Below are 12695 nucleotides of genomic sequence, written 5' to 3' on the forward strand. Positions count from 1 at the left end.
GTGGCTGCCGATCTACATCAATCGATGTACTCGAACACCTTGACGATCTTCTGCACACCGGACACACCCTGTACCAGGTTGGCGGCACGGGTGGCTTCGGCCTGGGTCAGCAGGCCCATCATGTAGACGATGCCGTTATCGGTGACGATCTTGATCCGCGAACCCGGGACCGCACTGTCGGTGAGCATCTGCGCCTTGATCTTGGTGGTCAGCAAGGCATCGTTGCTGATGGCCAGCAGGGTGATCGGGTCCATGACCTGCAACTCGTTATGGACCTTCTTGACCCGCTGCACCCCCGCGGCGGCTTGCTCGGCCTGGGCTTTGAGGTCGGCGCGGGGTGTTTGCCCTGCCAGCAGGACGACACCGTTGAAGCTGGTCACCACGATGCGCGATGCACCGTTGCCCAGGTCGGTGGCGGCCTTGGCGACGTTGACCTTGACCTTGGTTTCGATCAGCGAATCATCGATGGTGCTGCCGAATGTGCGCGTGCCCCTGTCGTCCTGGATGGGGGTGTCCCGTGTGGCGGTGATTGCCGAGCTGCAGCCGCTGATGGCTAGGCACAGCGTAATGGCCATAAGGCTGAGGCGGTTAACGGTCATTCTTCACTCCCGAACAGTTGGCTGTCGATCAGATCGCACAGGCAGTGGATCGCCAGCAGGTGGACTTCCTGGATGCGTGCAGTGACATTGGCCGGGACGCGAATCTCCACGTCCTCGGGCAGCAGCAGCGAAGCCATGCCGCCGCCGTCGCGTCCGGTCAAGGCTACGACAATCATTTCGCGATCATGTGCGGCCTGGATCGCCTGAATAATATTCGCCGAGTTGCCGCTGGTGGAAATCGCCAGCAACACATCGCCCGGCTGGCCGAGGGCGCGGATCTGCTTGGAAAAGATTTCGTTGTAGCTGTAGTCATTGGCGATCGAGGTGATCGTCGACGAATCGGTGGTCAAGGCAATGGCCGGCAGGCTCGGACGCTCACGCTCAAAGCGATTGAGCAGTTCGGACGAAAAATGCTGGGCATCGCCAGCCGAACCACCATTGCCGCACGAAAGCATTTTGCCTTCGTTGAGCAAGGCGTTGACCATGACCTGACTGGCTTGCTCGATGTGCGGTGCAAGTACGTCCATCGCCTGTCGCTTGGTGTCGATGCTGGCCTGGAAAAGCTGGCGAATTCGGGATTGCATGTCCATCTGTGTGACCTTAAGTAGCGCGGCTGTTTGGCACAGGTAATGTGCAGCCCGCAAAGCAAAGAGCAAAAGTGTGGGGTGAAGGTGCCGGGTGGGTCAGCTGTCGAAGGCATCCTTGAGCCAGTTCAAATCAGCGGGACCCGACGGTGTGCTTTCCATGGCTACCACATCGAAACGGCAGGGGCTGTCAGCCCATCGATGCTCTTTTTGCAGGAAGAACTGCGCAGCGAGTATCAGCTTCTGACGCTTGCGCCCGTCGATACTGGCGAGCGCGCCACCCCATTGTGCGTGTTTTCTATAGCGGACTTCGACAAATACTACTGTATCGCCGTCAAGCATGACCAGATCAAGCTCGCCGCGTTTACACAACCAGTTCTGCGCCAAAAGGCGCAGACCCTGTTGTTGCAGGTATTGCAGCGCCTGGCGTTCGGCATCCTTGCCGCTTTGTGCGCTGGACCGCTCGGGCATCAGCGGGGGGTATCTGGCAGGCGCTGGATGTCGCCGCCGACGAATTTCGCCCATGGCATCTGGCGATCAACGCGCTGGTTGGCGCTGATGCCCAGGTTGCCCGAGAGGCCGTCGACGCGGGTGTCCGGCAGCGCCTTGAGCTGGCCCAGGCGTGGCGCCAGGCGGTAGGCATCGACACCCATGGCGTACAGGCGGCCGAGGCTGCCATTGGCTTGTGGCCATTGCGCGGCCACCTGGTTGCGCAGCGGGTCGGTGGTATTAAGCAGCCAAGGGGTTTCGCAGAACATCACGTTGGTCATGTCCAGGTACTGGTTGCGGTCGCCGCTGGCACTGAATACGTGGGATGTCGCATAGACCGGCACATCCCCGGCGTACTGGAAGTTCAGGGTCGGCTTGATCTGCTGGGCCAGTTGCGGGGTGACGGCCAGGAAGATGAACTCGATGTCCTGGCGACGCGAAGGCTGGGCGGCAACGTCGGTGCCGACCGTGCTTTGCAGGCTCTTGGCACGGCCTTCACTTTTGCGCAGCTGAAACAGATCGGCGATCTGCTGGGCCAGTGCCACGGGCTGATCGACATATTCGACACCCATGACGGTGCCGCCATTGGCTTCCCAATCCTGGCGGAAGGCCTTGTAGACACGCTCGCCCCATTCGCCACGAGGCACCATGGCGGCGGCGCGATGCAGGCCGTCGGCGCGGGCACGGCGCGACACTTCACGGGCTTCGTCTTCAGCGGCCAGGCCGAACTGGAACAATTGTGCCGGGCCTTGATCGGTCTCGCTGTAGTTCAGCGCAAGGGTAGTGATCGGCAATTGCGGGCGTGCACTGAGCTGCTTGACCAGTGGTTTTTCCAGCGGGCCAACCACCAATTGCACCCCGGCGGCCTGGGCCTTGGCGTAGAAGTCGTCGAGGGAGGTCATGCGCGAGCTGTCGTAGAACTCAATGATCGGCGCCTTCTGCCCGGCTTGTTCGGCCTGGTAGTGAGCCGCCATGAAGCCTTCACGCAGCGCCTTGCCGACCGAAGCCAGCGGGCCTTCCTGCGGCAGCAGCACGGCAATCTTGTTCAAGGGCTGGCTGGCCAGTTCCTTGAGCTTGGTCAGCGGCGTAGGCAGTTGCACCGCGGCCGGGTGGCCCGGGTTCTGTGCGCGCCACGTATCGATCGCGGCTTGTTGTTGCTCCAGGGTGCCGGCGCCCTTGACCGCCTGGGCCAGGGTAATCCAGCCGTCCAGTATCGGGTTACCGGTGGCCTGCAGCTGTTCGGCAGGCAACGCGGCAATCAATACCCAGATGGCTTCGTGGTTGCTTGCAGCGGCATCCCCGGTGAGCAGCGGTGCCATGGCGACCCGCTCGCGAGCGGCGGCGAGGGTCTGGCCATCGGCTTCATAGGCGCGGGCATGCACGGTGCCGGTGCGGATCTGCTGGTCTGTCGGCAGCTCCTTCAGGCTTTGCAGGCTGGGATGGTTCAGCGCCGTCAATGCCGCCTTGGGCTGATTGCGCGTCATTGCCAGTTCGGCGGCCAGGGTGCTGGCAAATACTTGCGCAGCTGGCTTCAGGACATCCAGGGACACCTGCGCAAGAATCTGCGACGAGCGTGCTGGGTTGTTCTGCTGGTAGGCCAGGTCAGCCGCACTCAGGCGCAGCATGCCGGCCTTTTCTGGCGTCTTGGCGTTCGTTGCCTGTTCGAGCAATTGCTCGATACTGGCATCCGGGGTTCGTGGAAGGTCGCCAAGGCTGGACGAGGGCGAGCTGGCGCAAGCGGCCAGCAAGGCAGCGAGGCAGAGGGCGGAGAGCAGCCGCAGGCAAGCGATCATGTAAGTGTTCCTGATACCGATCAAATTAGCGTGGAAGTGTACCCAAGCACTGGCTCAGGCGCGATGTTAGTGGCGTGAAACAGTCGATTTAGGTCGTGCAAATGTTGCGATTAACTAACGGTGGCGGAATCGGCATCCACCGCGATGGCATATTTTCAAGGCGTCTACGCGCTACAATGTTGCTTTTGCCAACCATCGAGGTGTGCGTTTTGACTGCTCCAGGTCCATTGAATTCCACTGCAGGCTCGCTTTTTGTCGTGGCGACGCCCATTGGCAACCTGGACGACATCAGTGCGCGGGCACTGAAAGTGTTGCGCGAGGTTAAATTGATCGCGGCCGAAGATACGCGGCACTCCCAGCGGTTGATGCAGCATTTTGGAATCAGCACGCCATTGGCGGCATGCCACGAGCACAACGAGCGTGAAGAAGGCAGCCGTTTTATCACGCGCCTGCTGGCCGGCGATGACGTGGCGTTGATCTCCGATGCGGGTACGCCCTTGATTTCCGATCCGGGTTATCACTTGGTTCGCCAGGCACGCGCCGCTGGTATCAATGTAGTGCCTGTTCCGGGAGCGTGCGCGCTGATCGCTGCATTATCGGCCGCTGGCCTGCCATCGGACCGCTTTATCTTTGAAGGCTTCCTGCCGGCCAAGGCGGTGGGGCGTCGCGCACGCCTGCAAGCGTTGAAGGAAGAGCCGCGCACCCTGATCTTCTACGAAGCCCCGCACCGTATCCTGGAGTGCCTGCAGGACATGGAGCTGGTGTTTGGCGGTGAGCGCCTGGCGCTGTTGGCCCGGGAGCTGACCAAGACCTTTGAAACCCTCAAGGGCTTGCCGCTGGAAGCGCTTCGCGCATTTGTCGAAGGCGACAGCAATCAGCAGCGGGGCGAGTGCGTGGTGCTGGTGGCGGGTTGGACTGCGCCGGAAAATGAGGATGCGGTGGGGAGCGAGGCGATGCGCATCCTCAATTTGCTGCTCAAGGAAATGCCGCTCAAGCGTGCCGCGGCCTTGGCGGCGGAAATTACCGGGGTGCGCAAAAATGTGTTGTACCAGGTGGCGCTGGATAAGCAGAAAGCCGAATAGTTCCGGGGGCGAACCTGTATTGCGTCTGAACGTGATGGCACCGCGGTACTTTTAATACTTGTCCTGAGGCCGCCGTGCCGTTAACCTGCGCGGCGGAGAGTCGATTGGACAGTCGCTGCCCTCTATGAAAATTAGGGGGGGGAGGAAAGTCCGGGCTCCATAGGGCGAAGTGCCAGGTAATGCCTGGGAGGCGTGAGCCTACGGAAAGTGCCACAGAAAATAACCGCCTAAGCACTTCGGTGCCGGTAAGGGTGAAAAGGTGCGGTAAGAGCGCACCGCACGACTGGCAACAGTTCGTGGCTAGGTAAACCCCACTTGGAGCAAGACCAAATAGGGTCCCAAGGCGTGGCCCGCGCTGGGACCGGGTAGGTTGCTAAAGATGTCCAGTGATGGCCATCGTAGACGAATGACTGTTCAAGACAGAACCCGGCTTACAGATCGACTCTCCACCTTTTTTCCTTGCGTTCGAACCTCGTGCGCAAACCCGGTAGTAACGCAAGAATCCCTCCCTGCCAAATCATTGGCAGATGCATCTTCGTAATACCAAAAAAATCTTACTCTTAATAAATTACTTTAACTTTAGGTCGTAGCTCTCTGAGCTATTTGCCGTTGTTGAGTCAAAAACATCGTCAAACTCTGGTTTCTCCTCCTTTTACCTTCCTAAATCTCCGTTCTGTAAGGCTTTTCCTTGAATACGCGCCTTGACGGTGTGGTAGGCGCATTCCTATAGTGTGCGCAAGTGGCGGAAAGTGGCACAAAGTGGGTTTTTTGAACGTAAAACGCTAAAATTTGGAGAAACGCATCTGTGTTTCGCGGAGCTAACGCTATCAGTCTCGATGCAAAAGGCCGTCTCGCCATGCCGAGCCGGTATCGTGACGAGCTCATTTCGCGAAGTTCAGGCCAGTTGATCATCACGATTGACGCCGTTGACCCGTGTTTGTGTGTTTACCCCCTCGACGAGTGGGAGTTGATTGAAACCAAGTTGCGCGCGCTGCCTTCATTGCGTGAAGAAAACCGCCGCCTCCAGCGTTTGCTGATCGGTAATGCCGTCGACCTTGAGCTCGATGGCAGCGGTCGTTTCCTGGTACCTCCGCGTCTGCGCGAGTACGCCAAGCTCGACAAGCGCGCAATGCTGGTGGGCCAACTGAACAAGTTCCAATTGTGGGACGAAGATGCCTGGGATGCTGTGTCTGCAGCAGACCTGGCTGCTATTCAACAACCGGGCGCCATGCCTGATGAACTGCGTGATTTGATCCTGTGACTATTGATAGCGGCTTTAACCACATCACCGTACTGCTTGACGAAGCCGTCGAGGCTCTCGCCGTACGCGCGGATGGCTGCTATCTGGACGGCACTTTCGGCAGGGGCGGGCACAGCCGGTTGATACTCAGCCAGCTCGGGCCCGACGGTAAGCTCCTCGGGTTCGACAAGGACCCTCAAGCGATTGCCACCGGGCAAGCGCTAGCGGCCGAAGACGGCCGCTTTGTCGTTGTGCAGCGCAGCTTTGCCGAGCTGGGTGCCGAAGTCGCCGAGCGCGGCATGGCGGGCAAGGTGGCCGGGGTTTTGCTCGACCTGGGCGTGTCTTCGCCCCAGCTTGACGACCCGGAGCGCGGCTTCAGTTTCATGAACGACGGCCCCCTCGACATGCGCATGGACCCTACGCGTGGTGTCAGCGCTGCGCAGTTCATCGCCACGGCTCCGGTAGAAGAAATCGCCCGCGTATTCAAGGAATACGGTGAAGAGCGCTTTGCCGGCCGCATGGCACGTGCCGTGGTCGAGCGCCGTGAAATCCAGCCGTTCGAGCGTACCGCCGACCTGGCCGAAGTGCTGAAGGTCGCCAACCCTGCGTGGGAAAAAGGCAAGAACCCGGCGACTCGTGCGTTCCAGGGCCTGCGCATTCACGTCAACAACGAATTGGGCGACCTGGAAGCCGGCCTTGAAGCCGCGCTGGACGCCTTGGAAGTGGGCGGTCGTCTGGTGGTGATCAGCTTCCACTCCCTGGAAGACCGCATCGTCAAACTGTTCATGCGTCGTCTGGTCAAGGGCGAGTCCGACAACCTGCCGCGCAACCTGCCGGTACGTTTCGAAGCCTTTGTGCCGAAAATCAAAATCCATGGCAAAGCGCAGTTCGCTTCCGAAGCCGAGCTCAAGGCCAACCCACGTTCCCGTAGCGCCGTCATGCGCGTCGCGGAGAAGCTGCGGTGAGCAAGCTTTTCGCCAAGCCCCTCCCGGGCGGCAGCTTCTTTATGTTGCTGCTGTTTGTCGGCGTGCTGGTGTCCGCGATTGCGGTGTCCTACAGCGCCCATTGGAACCGCCAGTTGCTCAACACCCTGTATGGGGAATTGAGCGTGCGTGATAAGGCCCAGGCAGAGTGGGGCCGGTTGATCCTCGAGCAAAGCACCTGGACGGCCCACAGCCGTATCGAAGTGCTGGCCACCGAACAGCTGAAGATGCACATCCCCGGCGCGGCCGAAGTCCGCATGGTGGCGCCATGATGAAACTCGAAGGCGCACTCTACCCATGGCGTTTCCGCCTGATGCTTGGCTTGCTGGCATTGATGGTGGGCGCGATCGTCTGGCGCATCTTCGATCTGCAGGTGGTTGATCGTGACTTCCTGATCGGCCAGGGTGATGCCCGAAGCCTGCGACATATCCCGATTCCCGCGCACCGTGGCCTGATCACCGACCGTAACGGCGAGCCCCTGGCCGTCAGCACCCCGGTGACCACCCTGTGGGCCAATGCCAAGGAGCTGCAGGTCGCCAAGGACAAGTGGCCCGAACTTGCCGCCGCCCTCGGCCAGGATCGCAAAGCCCTGACCGAGCGCCTGGAAGCCCAGGCCAATAAGGAATTCATCTACCTGGTTCGTGGCCTCACCCCCGAACAAGGCCAGCAAGTGCTCGACCTTAAAGTCCCCGGTGTCTACGGCATCGAGGAGTTTCGTCGTTTCTACCCCGCCGGTGAAACCACGGCGCATATGGTCGGTTTTACCGATATCGATGACCATGGCCGCGAAGGCGTAGAACTGGCCTATGACGAATGGCTGGCCGGTGTGCCCGGCAAGCGCCAGGTCATCAAGGATCGGCGCGGTAGATTGATCAAGGATGTCCAGGTCACCAAGAACGCCAAGGCCGGCAAGCCCTTGGCGTTGTCGATTGACCTGCGCCTGCAATACCTGGCCAACCGTGAACTGCGTAACGCGATCATGGAGAACGGCGCCAAGGCCGGCAGCCTGGTGATCATGGATGTGAAGACCGGCGAGATCCTCGCCATGGTCAACCAGCCGACCTACAACCCGAACAACCGTCGCAACCTGCAGCCGGCGATGATGCGTAACCGCGCCATGATCGACGTGTTCGAACCGGGTTCGACCATGAAAGCCATCTCCATGAGCGCCGCCCTGGAAACCGGGCGCTGGAAACCCAGTGACAAGGTAGAGGTGTATCCAGGCACGCTGCAATTGGGCAAGTACACCATTCGTGACGTGTCCCGCAGCGAAGGCCCGATCCTGGATTTGACCGGTATCCTGATCAACTCCAGTAACGTCGGAATGAGCAAGGTCGCCTTCGATATCGGCGGCGAGGCCATTTATCGCCTGGCGCAAAAAATCGGCCTGGGGCAACCCACCGGCCTCAACTTCCCGGGTGAGCGCGTCGGCAACCTGCCGAACTACCGCGAATGGAGAAAGGCCGAGACGGCCACGCTTTCCTACGGCTACGGCTTGTCGGTGACCGCAATCCAATTGGCCCATGCATTCTCGGTATTGGCCAATAACGGCCGCATGGTCCCGCTGAGCCTGATCCATGTCGACGAACCGCCGCAAGCCACCCAGGTCATGCCGGAGAACGTCGCCAAGACCATCCAGGGCATGCTGCAACAAGTGATCGAAGCACCGCGTGGCGTATTCCGTGCCCAGGTGCCGGCGTATCACGTGGCAGGCAAGTCCGGTACTGCACGTAAGACCTCGGTGGGTACCAAGGGCTACGCCGAAAACTCCTATCGTTCGCTGTTCGCCGGCTTCGGCCCGATGAGCGATCCGCGCTACGCCATCGTCGTCGTGATCGACGAACCAAGTAAAGCCGGCTACTTCGGTGGCCTGGTCTCGGCGCCGGTGTTCAGCAAAGTGATGTCCGGCACCCTGCGCCTGATGAACATCACGCCGGACAACTTGCCGCCGACCCAACAAGCCAACGCCGGACCACCGGCCGCCGCTGTAAAAGCCAATGGAGGGCGCGGCTGATGTCTCTGAGCCTGAACAAGATTTTTGCCCATGCCGGCCGCGATCTGCTGATTCGCGAGTTGAGCCTGGACAGCCGTAACGTACGCGCCGGTGACCTGTTCCTGGCGGTGCCTGGCGGCAAGTTCGATGGCCGTGCGCATATCGCCGACGCCCTGCAGCGCGGTGCAGCCGCCGTGGCCTATGAGGTGGAAGGCGCCACCGTGCTGCCGATCACCGACGTGCCGTTGATTCCGGTCAAGGGCCTGGCTGCGCAGCTTTCCGATATCGCCGGGCGCTTCTACGGTGACCCGAGCCGCCACCTCAACCTCGTCGGTGTGACCGGCACCAATGGCAAGACCAGCGTGACCCAATTGGTCGCCCAGGCCCTTGATCTGTTGGGCCAGCACTGCGGCATTGTCGGCACCCTGGGCACGGGATTTTATGGCGCGCTGCAAAGCGGCCTGCACACCACACCGAATCCGATTGCCGTGCAAGCGACCCTGGCCGACCTGAAAAAGGCCGGTGCCAAGGCGGTTGCCATGGAGGTCTCTTCACACGGCCTGGACCAGGGGCGAGTTATGGCCCTGGCCTTTGACGTAGCGGTGATGACCAACCTGTCCCGCGACCACCTCGATTACCACGGCACCATGGAGGCGTACGCCGCCGCCAAGGCCAAGCTGTTTGCCTGGAATGACTTGAAGTGCCGGGTGGTCAACCTCGACGACGCCTTCGGCCGCCAACTGGCTGGCGAAGACAGCGAAGCGCGCCTGATCAGCTATAGCCTGCAGGACTCCAGCGCATACCTGTTTTGCCGTGAAGCCCAGTTCAATGACGAAGGTGTGCGCGCTACCTTGGTCACGCCCCAGGGCGAGCATCATTTGCGCAGCACCCTGCTCGGGCGTTTCAACCTGAGCAACCTGCTCGCCGCCATCGGCGCGTTGCTGGGCCTGGATTACGCCCTGGATGAAATCCTGCGCGTGCTGCCGAAGCTGGAAGGCCCGGCTGGCCGCATGCAGCGCCTGGGTGGCGGCACGCAGCCATTGGTAGTAGTCGATTACGCCCACACCCCGGATGCCTTGGAAAAAGTCCTCGAAGCCTTGCGCCCGCACGCCAAGGGCAGGTTGCTCTGCCTGTTCGGGTGCGGCGGTGACCGTGATCGCGGCAAGCGTCCGTTGATGGCCGAGATCGTCGAGCGTCTGGCCGATGGCGTAGTCGTCACCGACGATAACCCGCGCAGCGAAGACCCGAGCCAGATTTTCGACGACATCCGTGTCGGCTTCAAAGATGCCGCCAAGGCCACTTTTGTTGCCGGCCGCGGCGCCGCGATTGCCCAGTTGATTGCCAGCGCTGGTGTTGACGACGTTGTGGTCCTGGCGGGCAAAGGCCACGAGGACTACCAGGAAATCAACGGCGAACGTCATGCCTTCTCCGATCTGGTCGAGGCCGACCGCGCCCTGACCGCCTGGGAGGTCGCCCATGCTTAAAGCGATGAAGTTCAGCGAACTGGCCCAGACCCTGTCGGCCCGTGTGTTGTCGGGTGATTGCACATTCAATGGCGTCAGTATCGACAGCCGCAATATCCAGCCGGGGCAATTGTTTGTCGCGCTGGCAGGCCCGCGTTTTGACGGCCACGACTATCTCAACGAAGTCGCCGCCAAGGGGGCCGTCGGCGCCTTGGTGCAGCGCGAAGTGGCAGACTCCACCTTGCCGCAACTGCTGGTTGCCGATACCCGCTTGGCCTTGGGCCAATTGGGTGCGCTCAACCGTGCCGCCTTCGATAAGCCGGTAGCGGCCATCACCGGCTCCAGCGGCAAGACCACGGTCAAGGAATTGCTCGCCGGTATCCTGCGCACGCGCGGGCCGGTACTCGCCACCCGTGGCAACCTGAACAATGACTTCGGCGCACCGCTGACCCTGCTTGAACTGGCCCCGGAACACACGGCGGCAGTGATCGAGCTGGGTGCTTCGCGTATCGGCGAAATCGCCTACACCGTGGCGCTGACCAAGCCCCACGTTGCAATCATCAACAACGCCGGTACCGCCCATGTCGGCGAATTCGGCGGTCCGGAAAAAATTGTCGAAGCCAAGGGCGAAATCCTTGAAGGTCTCGACGCCGAGGGCACCGCCGTACTGAACCTGGACGACAAGGCTTTCGAGACCTGGCGTGTACGCGCCGCCGGTCGCAAGGTGCTGACGTTTGCGGTGCTGAACGCGGCCGCCGATTTTCATGCCTCCGCCATCCGTGTCGACGCTCGTGGTTGCCCGTCCTTTACCTTGCACACCCCGCAAGGTGACGAGCACGTGCAGTTGAACCTGCTGGGCAACCATAACGTCGCCAACGCCCTGGCCGCCGCCGCCGCCGCCCATGCCCTGGGTGTGTCGCTGTTCGGTATCGCAACGGGCATGGGTGCGGTGCAGCCGGTCAAGGGCCGCACCGTAGCGCAATTGTCCAGCAACGGCATGCGCGTGATCGATGACACCTACAACGCCAACCAGTCTTCCGTTTGCGCCGCCATCGACCTGCTCAAGGGTTTCGACGGTCGCAAGGTGCTGGTGCTGGGGGATATCGCCGAGCTGGGCGACTGGGCCGAGCAGTCCCACCGCGAAGTCGGCACCTACGCCGCCGCCAAGGTCGACGCGCTCTATGCAGTCGGCCCGAACATGGCTCACGCCGTTAGCGCCTTCGGTCCCGGCGCGCGGCATTTCGCGACGCAGGCTGAATTGATCCAGGCGCTGGCCGCTGCTGAACACGATAAAAACACAACCATTTTGATCAAGGGATCGCGCAGCGCTGTGATGGAAAACGTCGTCGCAGCCTTGTGTGGCTCAAGTACGGAGAAACATTAATGCTGCTGCTGCTGGCTGAGTATCTGCAACAGTTCCACAAAGGCTTCGCGGTCTTTCAGTACCTGACCCTGCGCGGGATCCTGGGTGTACTGACCGCGTTGTGTTTGTCGCTGTTCCTGGGGCCGTGGATGATCCGCACCCTGCAGAACCTGCAAATTGGTCAATCGGTTCGCAATGACGGACCGCAGTCGCACCTGTCCAAGTCCGGCACCCCGACCATGGGCGGTGCGTTGATCCTGTCGTCCATCGGCATCAGCACCTTGCTCTGGGCTGACCTGCACAACCGCTACGTGTGGGTGGTGCTGCTGGTGACCCTGTTGTTTGGCGCCATCGGCTGGGTCGATGACTACCGCAAGGTGATCGAGAAAAACTCCAAGGGACTGCCAAGCCGCTGGAAGTATTTCTGGCAGTCGGTGTTCGGCTTGGCCGCGGCGATCTTCCTCTACACAACGGCCCCGAGCGCAGTCGAGACCACTCTGATCATCCCGATGCTCAAGGACGCCAGCATTCCTCTGGGCATCGGTTTCGTGGTGTTGACCTACTTCGTGATCGTCGGCTCCAGCAATGCGGTCAACCTGACTGACGGCCTCGACGGCCTGGCGATCATGCCGACGGTGATGGTGGGCGGCGCGCTCGGCATCTTCTGCTACCTGTCGGGTAACGTGAAGTTCGCTGAATACCTGCTGATCCCTTATGTACCGGGCGCGGGTGAGTTGATCGTGTTCTGCGGCGCGCTGATCGGCGCCGGCCTGGGGTTCCTGTGGTTCAACACCTACCCCGCACAAGTCTTCATGGGCGACGTCGGCGCACTGGCGCTGGGCGCAGCCCTGGGCACCATCGCGGTCATCGTCCGCCAGGAAATCGTGCTGTTCATCATGGGCGGCGTGTTCGTGATGGAAACCCTGTCGGTGGTCATCCAGGTGGCTTCCTTCAAATTGACCGGGCGTCGCGTGTTCCGCATGGCGCCGATCCACCACCACTTTGAACTCAAGGGCTGGCCCGAGCCACGCGTGATTGTCCGCTTCTGGATCATCACCGTGATTCTGGTACTGGTCGGCCTTGCCACCCTGAAACTGAGGTAGAAA

At 61.1% G+C, this 12695-nt stretch carries 12 protein-coding genes and 1 other RNA gene; 9 read left to right on the forward strand and 4 right to left on the reverse strand.

The genetic code is table 11. The features are described 5' to 3' along the window. Positions 1-17 precede the first annotated feature (17 nt). From TU73_RS15500 to TU73_RS15515, 4 genes are all read right to left on the reverse strand, one after another. On the reverse strand, positions 18-599 hold the full coding sequence (locus TU73_RS15500) for a BON domain-containing protein (protein ID WP_043050538.1): 582 nt from the start codon (positions 597-599) through the stop codon (positions 18-20). After that, a complete protein-coding gene (locus TU73_RS15505; RefSeq protein WP_057012959.1) occupies positions 596-1189 on the reverse strand; it encodes a phosphoheptose isomerase in 594 nt (197 codons plus the stop codon). Before TU73_RS15505 ends, TU73_RS15500 begins: the two co-directional genes overlap by 4 nt. 93 nt (positions 1190-1282) lie before the next feature. Next, complete coding sequence (locus TU73_RS15510) at positions 1283-1654, reverse strand: YraN family protein (protein WP_057012960.1); 372 nt, start codon at positions 1652-1654, stop codon at positions 1283-1285. Next, complete coding sequence (locus tag TU73_RS15515) at positions 1654-3465, reverse strand: penicillin-binding protein activator (protein WP_057012961.1); 1812 nt, start codon at positions 3463-3465, stop codon at positions 1654-1656. The genes TU73_RS15510 and TU73_RS15515 overlap by 1 nt, the downstream gene beginning before the upstream one ends. Positions 3466-3641: 176 nt before the next feature. Here TU73_RS15515 and rsmI point away from each other — a divergent pair, with 176 nt between their 5' ends. The 9 genes from rsmI to mraY all read left to right on the forward strand — a co-directional run bounded on the left by rsmI (position 3642) and on the right by mraY (position 12692). Further along, complete coding sequence (rsmI, locus tag TU73_RS15520) at positions 3642-4547, forward strand: 16S rRNA (cytidine(1402)-2'-O)-methyltransferase (protein ID WP_156421233.1); 906 nt, start codon at positions 3642-3644, stop codon at positions 4545-4547. A gap of 96 nt (positions 4548-4643) precedes the next feature. Next, positions 4644-4997: RNase P RNA component class A (rnpB, locus tag TU73_RS16255), an RNA gene on the forward strand. 355 nt (positions 4998-5352) lie between these two features. Further along, a complete protein-coding gene (gene mraZ / locus TU73_RS15525) occupies positions 5353-5808 on the forward strand; it encodes a division/cell wall cluster transcriptional repressor MraZ (protein ID WP_003171868.1) in 456 nt (151 codons plus the stop codon). Further along, positions 5805-6752: a 16S rRNA (cytosine(1402)-N(4))-methyltransferase RsmH gene (gene rsmH, locus TU73_RS15530; protein WP_005784932.1), complete on the forward strand. Its 948-nt coding sequence runs from the start codon at positions 5805-5807 to the stop codon at positions 6750-6752. Before mraZ ends, rsmH begins: the two co-directional genes overlap by 4 nt. Beyond that, positions 6749-7042 carry a cell division protein FtsL gene (gene ftsL, locus TU73_RS15535; RefSeq protein ID WP_003188663.1) on the forward strand — a complete coding sequence of 98 codons (294 nt, stop codon included), beginning with the start codon at positions 6749-6751 and terminating at the stop codon, positions 7040-7042. Before rsmH ends, ftsL begins: the two co-directional genes overlap by 4 nt. Beyond that, positions 7042-8784 carry a peptidoglycan D,D-transpeptidase FtsI family protein gene (locus TU73_RS15540; protein ID WP_164484468.1) on the forward strand — a complete coding sequence of 581 codons (1743 nt, stop codon included), beginning with the start codon at positions 7042-7044 and terminating at the stop codon, positions 8782-8784. Before ftsL ends, TU73_RS15540 begins: the two co-directional genes overlap by 1 nt. Next, the gene (locus TU73_RS15545) at positions 8784-10247 is read left to right on the forward strand and encodes a UDP-N-acetylmuramoyl-L-alanyl-D-glutamate--2,6-diaminopimelate ligase (RefSeq protein ID WP_057012962.1); all 1464 of its coding nucleotides are present in this window, start codon (positions 8784-8786) and stop codon (positions 10245-10247) included. Before TU73_RS15540 ends, TU73_RS15545 begins: the two co-directional genes overlap by 1 nt. Continuing rightward, positions 10240-11610 carry a UDP-N-acetylmuramoyl-tripeptide--D-alanyl-D-alanine ligase gene (locus TU73_RS15550; RefSeq protein WP_057012963.1) on the forward strand — a complete coding sequence of 457 codons (1371 nt, stop codon included), beginning with the start codon at positions 10240-10242 and terminating at the stop codon, positions 11608-11610. Before TU73_RS15545 ends, TU73_RS15550 begins: the two co-directional genes overlap by 8 nt. Further along, positions 11610-12692, forward strand: coding sequence for a phospho-N-acetylmuramoyl-pentapeptide-transferase (gene mraY, locus TU73_RS15555; protein ID WP_004371987.1), 1083 nt, complete (start codon positions 11610-11612; stop codon positions 12690-12692). Before TU73_RS15550 ends, mraY begins: the two co-directional genes overlap by 1 nt. Positions 12693-12695: the final 3 nt, after the last annotated feature.

It is taken from the genome of Pseudomonas libanensis, assembly GCF_001439685.1.
GTDB lineage: Bacteria > Pseudomonadota > Gammaproteobacteria > Pseudomonadales > Pseudomonadaceae > Aquipseudomonas > Aquipseudomonas libanensis.